12 protein-coding genes are annotated in these 16,157 nt (G+C 61.5%); 5 read left to right on the top strand and 7 right to left on the bottom strand.

What is annotated here, in order from left to right:
• The 3 genes from OSB52_RS19585 to OSB52_RS19595 all read left to right on the top strand — a co-directional run bounded on the left by OSB52_RS19585 (nucleotide 1) and on the right by OSB52_RS19595 (nucleotide 5,241).
• Nucleotides 1-3,366 (top strand): Swt1 family HEPN domain-containing protein, encoded by a 3,366-nt coding sequence (locus tag OSB52_RS19585; RefSeq protein WP_266063199.1) that lies wholly within the window; start codon nucleotides 1-3, stop codon nucleotides 3,364-3,366.
• Nucleotides 3,367-3,617: 251 nt separating this feature from the next.
• A complete protein-coding gene (locus OSB52_RS19590) occupies nucleotides 3,618-4,397 on the top strand; it encodes a hypothetical protein (protein WP_266063200.1) in 780 nt (259 codons plus the stop codon).
• Nucleotide 4,398: 1 nt separating this feature from the next.
• Nucleotides 4,399-5,241, top strand: a complete 843-nt coding sequence (locus tag OSB52_RS19595; RefSeq protein ID WP_266063201.1) for a DNA-processing protein DprA — start codon at nucleotides 4,399-4,401, stop codon at nucleotides 5,239-5,241.
• A 101-nt stretch (nucleotides 5,242-5,342) separates the two neighbouring features.
• Here OSB52_RS19595 and OSB52_RS19600 read toward each other — a convergent pair whose 3' ends face one another.
• The 7 genes from OSB52_RS19600 to OSB52_RS19630 form a co-directional block, all read right to left on the bottom strand.
• A complete protein-coding gene (locus OSB52_RS19600) occupies nucleotides 5,343-7,961 on the bottom strand; it encodes a phospholipase D-like domain-containing protein (protein ID WP_266063202.1) in 2,619 nt (872 codons plus the stop codon).
• Complete coding sequence (locus OSB52_RS19605) at nucleotides 7,958-9,478, bottom strand: hypothetical protein (RefSeq protein WP_266063203.1); 1,521 nt, start codon at nucleotides 9,476-9,478, stop codon at nucleotides 7,958-7,960. Before OSB52_RS19605 ends, OSB52_RS19600 begins: the two co-directional genes overlap by 4 nt.
• Nucleotides 9,479-9,862: 384 nt before the next feature.
• Nucleotides 9,863-10,045, bottom strand: coding sequence for a hypothetical protein (locus OSB52_RS19610; RefSeq protein WP_266063204.1), 183 nt, complete (start codon nucleotides 10,043-10,045; stop codon nucleotides 9,863-9,865).
• Between the two features lie 126 nt (nucleotides 10,046-10,171).
• Nucleotides 10,172-10,369, bottom strand: coding sequence for a hypothetical protein (locus tag OSB52_RS19615; RefSeq protein WP_266063205.1), 198 nt, complete (start codon nucleotides 10,367-10,369; stop codon nucleotides 10,172-10,174).
• 847 nt (nucleotides 10,370-11,216) lie between these two features.
• On the bottom strand, nucleotides 11,217-12,395 hold the full coding sequence (locus tag OSB52_RS19620) for a TRAFAC clade GTPase domain-containing protein (protein WP_266063206.1): 1,179 nt from the start codon (nucleotides 12,393-12,395) through the stop codon (nucleotides 11,217-11,219).
• A gap of 195 nt (nucleotides 12,396-12,590) precedes the next feature.
• A complete protein-coding gene (locus OSB52_RS19625; RefSeq protein ID WP_266063207.1) occupies nucleotides 12,591-12,776 on the bottom strand; it encodes a hypothetical protein in 186 nt (61 codons plus the stop codon).
• A 329-nt stretch (nucleotides 12,777-13,105) separates the two neighbouring features.
• Nucleotides 13,106-13,375: a HigA family addiction module antitoxin gene (locus tag OSB52_RS19630; RefSeq protein WP_266063208.1), complete on the bottom strand. Its 270-nt coding sequence runs from the start codon at nucleotides 13,373-13,375 to the stop codon at nucleotides 13,106-13,108.
• Nucleotides 13,376-13,804: 429 nt separating this feature from the next.
• Here OSB52_RS19630 and OSB52_RS19635 point away from each other — a divergent pair, with 429 nt between their 5' ends.
• Complete coding sequence (locus OSB52_RS19635) at nucleotides 13,805-14,407, top strand: TY-Chap domain-containing protein (protein ID WP_266063209.1); 603 nt, start codon at nucleotides 13,805-13,807, stop codon at nucleotides 14,405-14,407.
• A gap of 111 nt (nucleotides 14,408-14,518) precedes the next feature.
• On the top strand, nucleotides 14,519-15,847 hold the full coding sequence (locus tag OSB52_RS19640; protein WP_266063210.1) for a plasmid pRiA4b ORF-3 family protein: 1,329 nt from the start codon (nucleotides 14,519-14,521) through the stop codon (nucleotides 15,845-15,847).
• Nucleotides 15,848-16,157 lie beyond the last annotated feature (310 nt).

The following is a 16,157-nucleotide window of genomic DNA, read 5'->3' on the forward strand; positions in this document are numbered from 1 at the left end:
ATGGCGACGAGTAACCGTGAACGCATCGACCGCATGTTCCAGGCGATGGCACCGGCCCTGGACGACTTCATCTCCACGGTGATCGGGCGTGCCGACCGTGCCAAGGGCGCCGAATGGGTCGAGCTGGTGCGGGCGAAGGACCAGCGCAACAACTCGGCCGGTGATCGGACCTACGATCCCCGCGACCCTCAGGTCCAGTTCCGAATGCTCACCGAGGGCAACATCACTGGCGGTACCAAACAGGGTTGGTACCCGTTCAACAGTGAACTGGGCCGATCCGGTGAGACCTACGCGAGCGAGCTTCGTGAAGCCCGAAACTCCTGGGCACACAACGGCACCTTTAGCGATGATGACGCATACCGCGCACTCGACACCGGCGAGCGGCTGCTCCGACTGATCGGCGCCGCGAAGGAAGGCGACGAGGTCAAGGAGATTCGCCTCAACCTGCGCCGGGTGACCGCCGACAAAGCCGACAAGAAGGCCCTCAAAGCGGCGGTCGACAATCCTGAATCGACCGGCCTCAAGCCGTGGCGGGATGTCTTGCCGCCCCACCAGGACGTCGCCACCGGCAACTTTCACGCCTCTGAGTTCGCCGCCGATCTCTACAAAGTCGCCAGTGGCGGTGAGGTCGACGCCGACTACGCCGATCCGGTCGAGTTCTTCCGGCGAACCTATCTGACTGAGGGACTGCAGGATTTGATTGGCCGCGCTGTCCGGCGCCTGTCCGGCGACGACAACGCATCGCCGGTCATCAACTTGCAGACCAACTTCGGTGGCGGCAAAACGCACTCGATGCTGTCGCTGTGGCACGTCGCGGCAGGCCTGCCGGCCGGCGATTTCCCCCAGGACGTGCAGGAACTGCTGGTCGCCAGCGGGTACACAGGTGGCACAGCGAACCGCGTCGCAATCGTGGGCAATCACCTCAGCCCTTCCGGTGTGCTGCACGAAGACACTCACGTCAACACGGTGTGGGGCGAGCTTGCCTGGCAGCTCGGTGGGAAAGAGGCCTATGCCATCGTGGCGAAAGCCGACGCCGACCGCACGCCGCCCGGCCAGGCGCTTCACGACCTCCTCGCGGCGTACTCACCGGCAGTGATCTTGGTCGACGAGTGGGTGGCATATGCGCGATCCCTCGTTGGCCGCGACGACCTGGCCGGCGGCACCTTCGATGACCAGTTCACGTTCGCCCAGTCGCTGACCGAAGCCGCGAAAGGTACGTCCGGGATACTGCTGGCAATTTCAATCCCAGCGTCAGAGAGTGGCGACGATTCCGAGCCAGTCATCGGGAATGCCGAGGAAGTCGGCGGCACCCACGGGTTGGAAGCCCTCAAGCGCCTGCAGAACGTCGTACGTCGTGTGGCAGATCAGTGGCGGCCCGCCTCCTCCACCGAGGCGTACCACATCGTCAAGCAACGACTGTTCACCCAGCCCGACGCAGCGGCGCTCGCCTCAATCAACGCAACCGCGCGTTCGTACGTCGAGATGTACCGCAAGTACACGGACGACTTCCCGCGCGAGTCGCGCGACACTGCCTACGAGGATCGCATCAAGCAGACCTACCCGATCCATCCCGAGCTCTTCGACACCCTGTACGAGGAATGGTCCTCCCTCGAGAGGTTCCAACGAACCCGTGGCGTCTTGCGGCTGATGTCGACGGTCATCCACGCCCTGTGGACGGGCGAGGATGCGTCACCGCTCATCATGCCCGGATCGATTCCACTCGCCACGTCGGAAGTGAACTCCGAACTGACCCAGTACCTACAGGATTCGTGGAAAGCGATCATCGATGCCGATGTGGATGGTCCGCAGTCGGAACCTGCGCGGGTCGACAAAGACAAGCCGCTGTTCGGCCAGCGCTCGCTGACCAAGCGACTCGCCCGCACCGTGTTCTTCGGTGCGGCTCCGACCGTCGCCCCTGGTGCTTCGAGCAAGGGGATTGCGACACAGCGGGTGTTTCTCGGTACCGCAATCCCGGGCGATGTTCCCGGCAACTTCCACTCCGCACTCAACCAGTTGCAGGACCGCGCCACCTACTTCTATTCCGGCTCCGGCAAATATTGGTACGACCTGCAGGCAAACATCACCCGGACGGCCAAAGACCAGGCCGAGCGCCTGCACAAAGAAGACGTGTGGGCCGAGATCGTGCAGCGTCTGCAGACGCAAGGGCGGTCGCGCGGCGACTTCGCCGCGATTCACGTGTGCCCCGAGGTCAACGCCGACATTCCCGATACTGACGAAGCACGCCTTGTCGTCCTACACCCCAAGGTTGCGCACAAGCGGGGTACCGATTCGCCGGCAAAGGAATTCGCACAGCAGGCAACCGAGCAGAGGGGCAGCGCCAGTCGAACGCACCGCAACATGGTCATCTTCCTCGCGGCCGACGAGGCACGACTTGAGGAGCTCGACAACGCGGTCCGTGACTACCTCGGCTGGCGGCATGTCCTCGACAACGAGACCGATCTCGACCTCACTCAAAACCAGAAGAACCAAGCAGCGCAACGCAGGGACCAGGCCGGGCAGACCGCGAGTTCTCGCCTGCTGCAAACGTTCACGTGGGCACTCGTGCCGTCTGCGCAGAAGGACATCAGCGCACCATTCGTGATCCGCGAGGTCAAGGTCGAAGGCCAGTCCGAGTCGCTCGCCGAACGCGCCTGCCGTCGGCTCGGCAACGACGGAGACCTGTCTACCCGTCAGGCGGCGGCCACGATCCGGTTGTCCATCAACAAGGTTCCACAGATCTGGAAAGACGGCCACGTGTCGTTGGGGACTTTGTGGGGCTTGTACAGCCAGTACACCTACATGCCGCGACTGCGCGATCGACGGGTGCTCGACGAAGGCGTCGTCGAGCTGCCGATGATCTGGGAGACCGATGCCTACGCGCTGGCAACCGACTATGACGCAAGCGCGGACCGCTACATCGGCTTGTGGATTCCGGGCGACAAGGACCCCGCGCCGGCACCAACCGACTCGTTACTGCTTGTCAGACCGGATCGTGCGTCTGCCCAGCGTGACGTCGAGTCCAAAGCAGACGAGCGTAACGGGGGCGGCTCGAACGACAAGGACACCGATACGGACGTCCGTCGAACCGACAAGGATTCCGAGACACCGAAACCCCCACCCGCGCCACGTAATACTCGGTTCTTTGGCGTCAAGACGCTCGATGCCGATCGGATTGCGCTGGACTTCAAGAATATCGCCGATGAGGTGCTCGCTCACCTGCGTGACGGCGACGCCGAAGTGAGCGTGACCATCGAGATCGAGGCAACGGACCCGCTTGGGTTTTCCGAAGGCACGGTGCGGACAGTGTCCGAGAACGCGCGCACTCTGAAGTTCGACGACGCCCAGTCGGGTTTCGAGGATTCGTAATGGGCCTACTTGAGCGAGTTCACGATCGGGCGAATAGAGTCATTCACAGCGCAAAGGCCCGGGTCCGTGTATCGAGCCCCTGGAGGAAGTCCTCCGGAACTCCATCCGGCGGACCGGCGCCTCATGCTCAGGCGCAGACTGGGCCAGATAGTCGCGCACCTGCATCCGCATCAGAGACATCCACAGAGGTTGCAAGCGACTTCTACTATTGCCAGCCCGCTGGCTCCGACAGCCGAGGTCGAATAGCCCGCGTGAAGACTGAGCGCATCAACCCGGGTGGGCCGGACCTGGCCACCCGGATGTATCTGATCGCAGACGACGCCTCTCGATATCACCTCTCACATCTGTTCAGGGAGCAATTCGAATACGCACCGAGACTGGAGATCACATCCGCTGGTGAGACGCTCGTTCTGGACTGGCCGTACGGAGTGCCTGAGGACGCTCATCGACTCGTCAAGGTTCTGCTCAATCATCCGGCAATTCCTCTGGCTGGCCTTGGCAACCTTAATCTCGCCATCGCGCTCGACCGATACAAAACAATCGACACGCGACTCCCCGCTTCCAAATGGAGCAATACGCGGAGCGGCCAAGCGATCAACGACCTCAAGTATCAACGACAGACCCCCACAGCGATGCTCAGGCTTGATCCCGATTTCAGCTACCTCGCCAATGCCCTATCTGACGTAGTCCGAAGACATCCGGCCTATTCGCGAGCAAGCGTCGTTACCAGTGTTCCTGGGGCCAACGGAACCGGTGTCAGTCTGGGTGAGCAACTCGGGAGAGCTGTGGCCCGCAAGACCGGCAAACCATTTGTGACTGCGCTCGGCCCGCTACGTGGCCCCCGGAAGGGAGATAACCCCCCGGATGTCACCGGTACGTTCTCCTTTGAGGACCAAATCTGCGGCTCCTGCATCGTCGTGGACGACGTTCTCTGGACCGGCATGAGTCAAAACGAGACCGCGCGCGCCGCACGCGCCGTGGGTGCAACCGAAGTCTTTGGGCTGGCCGCAGCGAAAACCATGCGCAACTAAAATGAGCGACAGTTCACAGCTCTTCCGGGTCCTGGCGGCCTTTCATCTATTTCGCACCCCGGCGCGGGTTACCAAAGCCCTTCTCAATCGCGAAGTGCTCGAGGATGCGATCGAAACGCACCTGTCTGAGATGTCGCAAGTCGAGGATCACGCTGCGCGCCTTTCCTCCGAGAACATTGGGGTCCTCGCCGTCCGCGATCCAGCGTTTCCGAACACGCTGGCAGACCGTGGCATGCCGATAGTCCCTGCACTGTTCTACAAGGGCAACCCCGAACTGGTGACGCACGATTGCGTAGCGGTCAGCGGCTCCCGCGACGTGAGCGATCGAGGCACATCAGCTGCGGCAAGGGCGGGGAAAATCATTGCTGCCGCGGATCTTTGCCTTGTAGCTGGGAACGCTCGTGGTGTCGATACGGTCTCAGCTTCTTCTGTGCTGGCGAACAGCGGCAGGACGATATTCGTACTTCCCGAAGGAATCTCACGCTCTCAACCGCGAGCCGCTTTGCATGATCTTCTCACTGAAGACAACCATCTAGTCGTTTCACAGTTCCCACCCAACCAAGATTGGGCTGCGCATAGTGCAATGGCCCGCAACCGCGTAATCTGCGGCCTATCCCGGTCAGTGCTGGTCGTCGAAGCAAGACAGTCCGGGGGCTCGCTTGCTGCGGGCCGTGAAGCTCAGAAACTGAGCCGACAGCTGCTGACGCTCACCTACGGAGACAACACACCGCCGGGCAACCAACTCCTCATCGACGAGGGAGCAACACCGGTAGACTCCCCCGACGCGTTACGCACGCTACTTACGGCCGTCTCCGAAGGTCCTGAACAGGGAACTCTGCTGTGATAGTAGTTCGGCGATCTGCCTTGCTGAAGATTCTGTCTGGTTGGCCACGCGTAGCCAAGCCGTCGAACCAGACTTAGTCGGGCCAGGTTGCGGTGACACACCTACGTTGTGAACTCCGCAAGGAAGGTGGACAGAAGTTGTCCATCCATTCCCATTGTTTTGGCGATTTCGCCTATTTCTCCTTTCGGAGACCGTATCGGATATGTACGACGCGCACCGGCAAGGCCATCAGATCCCGCGATAGTTGATGTCGGCCCGCCAATCACTTTGATCCTAAATAGTTTCCACAGTCTAGTCACGCTGTCGCCGTACGCGATGTCGCTTCCTGCCCATAGAACGCAGCAAGCCCCATGGTCGCTAACCACCTTCACGCAGCACGGCGCTCCGGCTACCTCTGCAATCCTCGCAGCAGTAGCTCGTCGGCTCTTCTTCTCGCCGATGTCGGCTGTCCAGGCTCCGTCGCGCAGCTCTGCGTTCAATCCCTCAGCTGCGAGGAGTGCCCGAGTTTCGGCCCATGGATCATCGGCTGCTTCACGCGCTCGTTGAATTAGTCGTTCCACGGCCGTGCCTGTGGCGATACGCCCGTAAGCGTGTCCGGGGTGAAGGAGATGATGGCTGACATCCGGTTCCTGCGCCTTGGCGACCGCGCTCGCTGCCATTGCCCACATCTCTTGCGCAGCGAGATCGACTTCGTTTCCACCGACTTGCTTCAGCTCATCGAAGAGCAAGGCGAAGCCGTTGGCGACTAGCGCAGCTCGCGTGCTTTCAACCTTTTCCAAATGCACCTCGTCCTCTTCATCTGTCATCACCTCGCAGATGAGTTCGAGTAAATTGGTAGTCCACTCCTCGTCAGAGGGCCCCCAGAGGCCGGCGGCCAGAAGGTCGAGGTGCAAGCGAAGGGCAAGCAGCCGGATCTCCACTGGCAGTGGAGGCTCGGCCCCGGATATCTGCCTGCGCACTTTCTTGTCCCACTTCTTCCATGCAGCACGTGCTGCCGAAGCGATCGACGGTGCTATACGAATCTTCGGGGACAGTGGTTCCGAGATCGGATCGACGGATTCCTCGTCCTCGTCTTCAGTAATGTCAACACCTTCGTCGGGATCGACCGCCCAGCCCGGTGAGTCAACTCGAAGGACTGTGTCACCGGTGTTCTGGAACAGAAGTCCTGCGAGGCTCGGTTTGAACGCATTCTCGACCTTAGTTATCCACGCGCCCCAACGGTCATCCTCAGTTGGGGTTCCGTCGGGGTTCGTCTCAGCAGATGTACTTGCAATCTGTCCACCTCCTTGCTTGCCGGCAGCGGTGGCCAACCGCAGGTAGTCGTCTCGGAAACGCCATGCCAGGTCGGTGTTTTCGAAAAGATCATCGACACTGTAGTCGCGGGCGAGCCGGGGATCGCTCGCACTGTTCGTTCGTGGGCCACATCGGTGCAGGTCAGTCACGAAAGCAACTCGTGACACATGAGTGGTCCCGTCAATGACAGCTCGAAGGCGTACCGCGCAGCCTGCCGGCGCCGTCTGCGCGCAGTAGTAGGCCACAAGTCCTGCATCAGTTCCTTCAATCCTGTGGAACTCGAGCCATTCACCTGGTCCCGCGTCGGATGAGGTCTCGACGTCGACCGCGACTTGAGCCGAGATCATGAACTCGATGTCGATACCTTCTCCTCGTCGACGCACACCTAGCAACGTCAACGCATGATCGCGGGGTGGGACATAATCGTCGTCTGTAATCGTGCGCCGGCTAGCCAAGTCTGCGATTTCCGCCAGAGCACCCGGAGGGAGGAGAGATGACTCTATGGGAGAAGAGATCGCAAGTTCGCAGTTCCCACCGCCTGCTGTGGATCTGAGCAAGGCTGCAGTACTGAGATTGGGGCTTCCGACCAACGCGTGACGTCGACCCGAAACCGTCCATTCGATCAGCTTTCCGTGTGACGTTCGGCTCTCATCCAAGTAGCGAACTTCATGCGCTGGTGCGGAATTCAGTGCATCCACCATCGATCGGCCGTCGTAGCTACCAAGCGTGGGTTGAATTCCGATCACGACCTTTTCCGGCCGAAGGCGGTTGATGAGGTAGGCGACGGCGTTCGACGTTGGATCCAAGAACGGGGCGCAGAGGTTGAGCTCGGATGCCCCCGTTGCTGGTAACTGACCGACAACCGACTGCGTAAGGTTGCTGAAAACCCTTAGTGAAGAATATGATTCGTCGACTACCTGCGGGCGTAGCTTGTCCGCGATACTTTGGACCGTTGCGCCGATCCAACTCGGTACTTGCACAAAGTCTGGTAGACCTGTCAACCACTCGGCGAGATCGTTGAATGCAGCTGGCCCTTTGCTGCGGAATGCTCGCATGACAAGCCAGAGCTCCGAGTTGTGTCCCCATCCAGAAGTCGTCGGGTTCCCTGATCCTATTGCAACCCAAGTTTGTTCATCGTTCAGAAGCACAGCCAACTTGGGGTGGAACGCGCCCGAGCTGACGACATTCCCGTGCAGATAGCTTCTTCCTGCGTACCGCACGTCGACGTCGTCGTGGGTGGCCTGGTGCGCGTCGGACAGCACAGTGACGCGAGCACCCATTCCCCGCGCCTGACCGATGAAGTATTTCTCGAGGAATGGGAGGTCGATCGTGTAGCCGAGCACTAGCGCTTCCGTGAGGTTCTGACCGCTATCTCGCCATTCTCTCAGCAGGGTAAGCGGCGATGAGAATTCGAAGGTCGCGCTCATGATCCGAGACCGAGGACGCTCAATCCGAGTGTTGTAACGCTGATTCCATTCTTATCTTGGACGCTGACTAAGCCGAGTTGTTCGGCGAGTGAACCGATCTGCTCGGTCCGAAGACCGACATTACCTCGCCCTTCTGAGCCCGACGTGAAGTATAGATTCTCGCGCTGATGCAGTTTTGAGAACATGGTGATCATCCCGTCAAGCCCTATGCGCATCTTCCGAAGCGCGACGCGATGGGATTGCGCGAGCATGTCATCGACGAGTACGCGAGCAAAGTCGCCCAGCGGTCGGTCCAGATAGGCGTCCCGCCGATAATCGACCCATCGAGGATCTAGAAATTGTTTGGTCTGACGCGCGCCACCTCGAAATGCCGAAAGGCACACACCTTCCAACTCCGAGTCTCGCTGAGCCCCTGTCAACAACAACGCTATCTGCAGCTGCGGCGATGCCAGGCTGTTCGACAGCTCCGACTCAGCGGGGATCGGATGCCCATCTGCATCGCGCGTCTTTGGCAACTCCGCAACAAACTGTCGAACAGATACTTCGCGCAAACTCGAAGTGACCCAGTCGTGGAGGTCCGCACGAGTCGCTCCGGAATCGTGGGAAGCCACATCTTCAACGAGGTCGGCCCACATCGCCCGCCACGCACCGACGAAATGATGCCTGAGTAAGGTTCCCCGCCACGCCAGCGTTCGCGGTTCGTTCGCGAGGACCTCATCCGTCTCGATCTCGGCGCCGTAGGCAACCCCAGCCCGCAAGACCTCGGTCCACCTGGCTCCAGAATCTGATGTTTTGAGTTGAGCACATCGCGCGAGAATTCTGAACGCTGCTCGCCGAGTCTCGTCGTTCCCGGACAGCTCCGATTCGCGCTGTTCGCTGCTCGTGAGCAGCCACCGCAGCGACTCAGCATCGAAAGAGTCGGCGCCGATAGTCGCCAGAGATTGGAGGGCGATAAGGTCATCGGCGTGTACAGGACGGTCGACACAGATCTCGAAAAGCGGTTCGAACATCGCGGCCACCACTTCTGGACAGGCGACAGTCCCTGGCCGCAACGCCCTCTTGTGCATCTGCACCGCACCAAGCGTCACGCATGGCCCGCCGTACTGCGACCAGAACCCCCACGGTCGCGGGGAATACGAACCTGACCCCACCTCGGCCATATTCTTCTCACTGCCGTTAGCCACCAGCGACCGGATCCTGTCTGCACCATGCATATCGCCCTGGCCAACGAATCCAGCCGCCGGGTTACCGAGGGAGAGCCAACCGAGCGCGACTTCTGAACGTCGTACCAGCTCTCTGCAGGCATCAGCGTTAAGGTCGCGGCGGGCGGCGAAGCCCGCGAGTGCCCAATACAAGGAGTAGTACCGGCCTATCCTCGTCAGGGTTGAGACGCCCGGAACCAATGTGTCCACCATTCGCAACACAGGCGATTCGACGGCAAGTGGGTACCGGCCGCCGCGGATATCTAAACCAGGTGAACACCAGCCCGGTCCTTCGACCACCATCTGCTGAGGCATGGGTTGATTCTTGCAAAGTTCTTCCGGCAGCTGGCTGGATCTTGCTTGCCGTTCAAATTGATGAGACTTGTGGCAATCTACGAAGTCGTGAGCAGCCGGGTAGACACGTCTGCCCTCACCTTTTCTGCCCGCCCGCAGCTCGGCTACAGTTTGTGGACTGAGCCGCGTCCGACCCGCCGAGTCTGCAGATGACTTCCTGGCCGCGGCATAGCACCTGATCAGCGGCTAATCAGTTCGGTATTGGGCCGTGTCGCATAACGAAGAGCGAGCGCGTTTTCCGGGGTCGCCAAGCTTAGAACCTACTGCAACTCAACGCCCCGACTGCGCTCGATCGCACTCGCAATGGTCTGCTGTCCGGCCTGCGACACCTGCGTTTCGATGAATTCATTGAGCAACTCGGGGGGTCGTCTCGCTGCGCTGGGCACCAACAATCTCCTCCCAGGTTTCGCAGTCTGCGGGGTCGTCGAACACGATCATGCCGACGCCGTATTCGATGGCAGTTCGCTTGATCGCGTCGAGCTGCTGTCGATGCGCCTCGACAAGGAGATTTCGCACTTCGATCAGCACGTACGCGTGCGTCGACGCTCGACGATGAGCGAGAGCCTCGAACACCGGGATGACGTTGGGATACGCCATCGGCTTGACCTCAAAGGTGACGATCTCGAACTGCTCGTGCGGGACATGCTTGAAGGTCTACATGCCCACGCCGACCAGATCGGCCCGGGTCCACTGGCCGCCGGTGGGGCGCCGCCCTTGGTGCGCGGTCTCTTCGATCGCCAGGGCACGGAACCCGCGGTCCTCCTCCCATTCGTTCTGCAGCGTTGCGAGGATCGGCTCATACAGTTCAGTCTCCGCAACGGGCGGGCGGATCGTCGCCGTGCAGGTTCGCATCGTCGTCGCTCACATCCGAGCCATCGGCGACGGGTGCGCGTCGCAACGCGCCGCCTCGGCCGCGCCTTCAGGTCAGGACGAGCTGCTTGTCCAGGAACCCGAAGCGAGCCGACGTATACCGCGGCCTGGCCCAGCGCATCGACCGCCTGGCGGCGGTGTTGCCAAGTGCCCCGCCGGTACCCGGCAGGAGGACAAGCAGATGCTATTCGTCGACGGTGAGTTGTAGCTCGTACATGGGGGTGAACTCCTGCAGTTCCCTGACAGCCAGTCTGCAACCCGGTTGCGGCCTCTTGTTCAAGCGTGGAACTCATAACTGGTAGTTCGAGTTCGTTCCAACCGCAGTCTTCGCGCCAACCAGCTAGCGCCGAGCAGGACCTTTCTAACGTAATCGCCAGTGGGACTTTCGCACTTGTAGTCGTAAGGTTCCGAGTCAGAAACCGCCACGCCAACGGCTATGCCGTGTGTCCTTCGACTCCGGTACTCCCACTATGCAGATCTGGTGGGTTGGGGGCGCCCCAGATACGCGCATACGTTTCAGACACTAATGGCCACACCTTGTCCAGACCATCGTCGACGGAGTCGACGGCCGCGGCGAGGTCACCGAAGATGACGAATTCGTGGGGGATCACTCGGCCTGCTGAGTCCCGACGCGCGAGCGGATCTGAGATGCGCAGGGCGACGTGTCCGTCTTCTCGTCGCCAAGCGGTCGGCGCGTCGCGAAGGCTTGCGAACGCGCATTCGTAGGCTGGAAGCGGATCGCTGAGTCCTGCATCGAGAAGAAACTGGAAACCCCAGGTCCGGCCCCGAGTGGCCCAGATGAGCGACTCGGGAAGTGCGAAACCGGTACTCACTTCGGGTTCCTGATCACTTTGCTACTGATGCCTTGTTCGAGGTCGCGCTTGAACTGCGTCAGTGTTGCTCTCAGATAGTCATGCTGTGCCCGGGCCTGCTCATTCATTTCCTTGAGCTTCGGTCCCGTCAATTCGACCGCTGCTGCCAGGATCGTCCGCGCTTTGGCCACTCTGCCGGCATTGGGCATCATGGCCAGGAGCTTTTCGATCGGTGCGAATTTTCCGCCGGCTATGCCGACTGCGAGCAGCTCGGCGCCGTCGGCGAGTGAGTCGAGCACCTTGAGGGGGATGTCGAACTTCCCGTGCCATTGCACACGACGTTCTAGCGGCAAGATCGACGCCACAGGAAGGATGAGATCGAGGCCAATGCGCTGAGTGAGGTCGATGTCGAGCGCTTGCGCGCCGTCGGACTTGAGCTCGAATTTGGCAGACGAGAGCAGCATGAAGTCCTCGCCGATTGACAGAGCCTCAGGAGTGTCGATGAGTTCAGCGACGGTCGATCGAAGGTGTTCGAGATCTTCTGCTGCTGTGAGAATCACTAGATCGCGGAACGTATCGACGTTCCAGTCCGGGAACAGGTCAGCTTTCGACAAGGCCAAGATCCACACTCGGGGGAACTCGATGATGGGGCCGTCTTTGAGTAGGTCGTCCTTCAGTCGCTGAAGGCCGTGACGGAAGTTGAACATGAGCGATTTGAGATAACGCTCTTCTTCGCCGCGATACTCGAGTAATTTCTGCCCGTCTACCAGCAGGATTGCGACATCGGACCGAAGCAGAGAACGGAAGCTGTCGGTACGCCTGTTGTATTCCTCTGAGCTACTGGGTTCCAATTCAAACCAATCGCCTGGGTAGTCGTGCCAAGCGAGTCGGAGGACGTCGAACGGCCTCTTCTTGCCCGCGTCGTTATCTCCGCCTTTGAGTCTGACGGAGAAATAGTAGGTCGTGGACTCGAAGCGGGTGGCGATCGGCGCGGCCGCTCGATCTCGCATGCGCAGGTAATTCTTGTAGAGCCGACTCCCCTGGCCGGTGTCGTCAGCTAACAGATCCCAGAGATCATTCTGGTAGGACCCCTCCTGGGTCGGGCCGAAGAACGACGAAACCAGAACAGTTTTGCCCGACCCGCTCTCGCCGAAGACGGCAATGTGCTGTTCTCGAATCCTTGGGTACTTCGCCATGGCAGCACGGTACAACATGTCTCTGTCAGCACAGCTGGCAAAGATTCATGACGACGCCGCGTCCGAGCACCTGCTCACCGTGGCCGCCGACCTCATGGATGCGCAGGGGCAGGCGGTGCTGTCGGTGCGCCGGGTCGCCACGCCGCGCACACCAGTCATCGCGCGGTCTACGCCCTATTCGGTTCCATGCAGGGACTACTCGACGCCCTGGCCACCTTCGGTTACCGCGACCTCGCCACCCGCGTCAACGAGCTGATCCCCACCGACGCCCCGGTCGCCGACCTCGTCCGCGCCGGAGAAGCGGGCTTTCGCGGGTTCGCCACCAGCCGACCCGCGCTGTTCCGCCTCACCTTCGACGAGATCTCCCCCGCTACCCTGCAACAGGATCGGGTCGTCGAGCCGCGATCACGAGCTACGACGCGTTGGGCGCCTGGGTCGCCCGGGTGCGCAACGCCGGACTCATCCACCCGTCCCGCAGCGACGCCGACTGCATTTTCGCCTTGCACGCCACCTGCCAGGGACTGGCCGGCTGCGAGCTCGCCGCCCAGCCATCACCTGCGGGTCCGGGCTTCTGGCGGGGCGTCGCTCCCCGGGATTTCGACGCCGTCAGGCGCGACACTCTCAGATCGGTGGTCGACGGGTTCGCTGGGCCGCGCTGATCCAGATCAGCTATGGCTCGCGCTGTTCCAGCCTTTCGCCGATATCGGTGATTACACCGCAAGCGTCTGAATGGCCGACACGTCCACTTGCGCTCGTGCCGCCCGCAGGTCGTACTCGGCTTGCAGGTTGGTCCAGTACGAATCTGTTTGTCCGAAAAGCTTCCCCAGTCGCAACGACATCGGCGCCGTGACACGACGGCGTCCGTGGACGATCTCGTTGATCGCGCGTGGCGAAACCCCGAGCAGATCTGCGAGGCGGCGCTGCGACAGACCGTACTCATCCATGAAGTCCAGCAGGATCTCTCCCGGATGAATGTTCATGTCGTCTCCGTTCACCATCAGTCCCACCCAGCGGTTCCCAGAGAACAGCTGTTCTGTTTCCGCGTCAGCAAATGATCGGATAGCGGCGTAGCTCCCCGAAGGAGATAGCGTTGAGCAACGGGTGACAATGCGGATTCGGCGGCGATTCCGGATGACAATCTCACTCGCCGCCAACGAAGAAAACCCTATCGTTCACCGACTGTCCTGAGCGTCCCCCGTGGCCAACTTGTGGATAGCTCATGGGCGAAGCATCGGTCGCGTCTTATTAATCACTGACATCAGTGAGCCCATCACTGATGTCACTGATCGCATCACTCATATGAGTGATGCCGTCAGTGATATGCACTGACCGATCAGTGACGGGCCTCGGGAGGGAGTCGGCGTACGTTTTCTGCTCGACTCCCAGCGATGTCACTGCCCCGGCGTAGCGTGCCCTCCATCAGTGTTGCCCGGACCGCCTTCAGTCCGGGCAAGGAGCATCAGGGGGACACCGTGCCAGTCGACTATTTCGACGATGACGACGAGCCGGAGCCCTGGCTCGACTTCACCGAGGACCTCGCCGCCCGACTCGGCGACCTCAAGACCGGCGTGTTCGAGTTCATCGAGTTGGAAGTTCCCGAGCGGGGCTGGCACGGGCACCTGCTCACCTACACCGCCACCAGTTCCGGACGGGTGCGGTGCGTCGTCCCCAATAGCGCACTGTCACACCGCAGCCGGGAGGAGTGGACGCCATACCACCAGCAGTTCGTCGCCGCCGGGTGGCGCTATCAGCCCCGAAAACACCAGCACATCCGAGACGTCGGACGCCGCGCTCACCACGAGGTCGCACGGCAAAGCGTCGCTTTCCTTCGTGAGTGGTGGAGTGTGCCGTATCCGTGGTCGCTGACGTTGCGGGACCCGAACGGGTCGGTCCATCCGCTGGAACCTCCAGCCAGAACTGCGCCGACCATTCCCCCGGCGAACCCCGGTCCCCTGCCAGCCCGACCGCGACGACACCTGACCATCGTGCCCGGTCTGCCCGCCGTGGACTGACGGCCACCGGGTCGGGGCCCCTTATCCTCGACCCAGGACCGACACTCCGCCCGACGGTGCACGCCCCCGGTTCGAGTGATCCTCGGTGGCCTCCACCCGTCCCAGGCCGGCGTGGATGCGGTTCCGGAACCGCCGCAGCGAGAACATTTCCGGAAGCCACAGCTGCCTGACCCTGCGGTGTTCCGGGTCCGCATCGACCTCGACGACTCGGTACCGCCGATCTGGCGCACCATCGAGCTGCGATCGGAGATGACGCTGGACCTCGTGCACCTAGCGATCCAAGGCGCGTTCGGCTGGTGGGACTATCACCTCTACCGCTTCGTATTGGGCGGCGACCCATTCGCTGCAACAAGCGAGCCGTTTCTGTGCGACCACGACTACGTCGAGGGGGACGACGGCGAACCGGCGGTGTCGGTGTATCTCGACGAGACGATGCACGAGCCCGGCGACATCCTGACCTACGTCTACGACTACGGCGACCATTGGGCCCTGACCCTTCGCCTCGACGCCGTCTTGCCTCCGCGGCACGACGCCCCGCTGGCCGTCTGCGTCGACGGGGACCGTGCGGCACCGCCCGAGGACTGCGGTCACCTCCTCAGCACCGAGGAATTGGCGACGGTGCTACCCGACCCGGCTCATTTCGACATCGAGGCCGCCAACACGACGATGACCGATCCGGTCGCCCAACTACCGTTGGTCGGCGTGCCCAAACCAGCCGTCGATATGCTTCTCCGGCTCCAGCACAGTGACACGTCCGGCGACATCTCGACGCGGGCGGCTCGCCTCTTTGAACTTGCTACATCGATTGCACCAGAACAACTCTCGGTCGACCTCGCACCCCACATCTGGTTTCTGCTTCGTGCGCAGGGCGAGGGCTTCCCGTTGACGGCGGCGGGCTATCTGAAGCCGGTTGACGTCGCGGCCGCCAGCGAGGTCCTCCCGGAGATGCGGGACTGGATTCATCCGAAGGGTCGCGAGATCGACGCGTGGCCCGTGCTGCAGTTTCGACAGTCTTTGCAGCGGTTGGGCTTACTGCGCGAACTCAAGGGCCGCTTGCTGCTCACCAAAGCCGGAGCCAAGGTGATCGACGACCCCGTCGGCCTGGCCAACCACATCGTCGGCAAGCTTCTCCCCAAGAGCCACGACGATCCGTTCCGCGCCGATGCAGCACTGCTGATCCTGTTCTACGCGGCCACCACCGAGGACAGTGTGCTACCGACGCAACTCCTTGCGACACTACTGAACGCGCTCGACTACCGCCTCAGCACTGGTGAACCCGTCGATAAGTACGACGTGCAACGCATGAGCGGCAACGCCTACGACGCACTCGAAGCGATGTCGCCGCCGTACCACTGGCCGGACCCGTTGCGCCTCAGTCCGACCGCGGTAGCAGTGGCGAGGGCGGGGTTGACCGGATATCCGATCGAGCGACGCGCCTGATCTCATGACGGCCTGGGTTTCGATCATTGAGCTCCGGGTCCATCAGAGCAGCACAGCCTCACGGCGGATGTCGTCGTCGAGCCCGGACTTCAGGCCGCCGTTCTCGACGAGCTCGACACAACCTGGCCGCTGAGGCGTGGGGACTGCACGCTGCCGATTGCCACAGGGAAGGGACCACCTTTCCTGATCCTTTGCCACGCCCATGGGACCACCCGCAATGCCAGTCGCGGGACCACCCACCTCATGGGTCCGCAGCCTGCCGGGGATGGCTTCGCGAGCCCCGACTTGGAACGATGGATTTCAGATCCGC

The organism is Gordonia aquimaris (assembly GCF_026262595.1).
Lineage (GTDB): Bacteria > Actinomycetota > Actinomycetes > Mycobacteriales > Mycobacteriaceae > Gordonia > Gordonia tangerina.

Excerpts from the sequence above, each read along its gene's own strand:
- OSB52_RS19630 (WP_266063208.1), bottom strand. The coding sequence starts at position 13,375 with ATGAACATTCATCCGGGAGAGATCCTGCTGGACTTCATGGATGAGTAC.
- OSB52_RS19605 (WP_266063203.1), bottom strand. The coding sequence starts at position 9,478 with ATGCCTCAGCAGATGGTGGTCGAAGGACCGGGCTGGTGTTCACCTGGT.
- OSB52_RS19585 (WP_266063199.1), top strand. The coding sequence starts at position 1 with ATGGCGACGAGTAACCGTGAACGCATCGACCGCATGTTCCAGGCGATG.
- OSB52_RS19620 (WP_266063206.1), bottom strand. The coding sequence starts at position 12,395 with ATGGCGAAGTACCCAAGGATTCGAGAACAGCACATTGCCGTCTTCGGC.
- OSB52_RS19595 (WP_266063201.1), top strand. The coding sequence starts at position 4,399 with ATGAGCGACAGTTCACAGCTCTTCCGGGTCCTGGCGGCCTTTCATCTA.
- OSB52_RS19615 (WP_266063205.1), bottom strand. The coding sequence starts at position 10,369 with ATGCGAACCTGCACGGCGACGATCCGCCCGCCCGTTGCGGAGACTGAA.
- OSB52_RS19600 (WP_266063202.1), bottom strand. The coding sequence starts at position 7,961 with ATGAGCGCGACCTTCGAATTCTCATCGCCGCTTACCCTGCTGAGAGAA.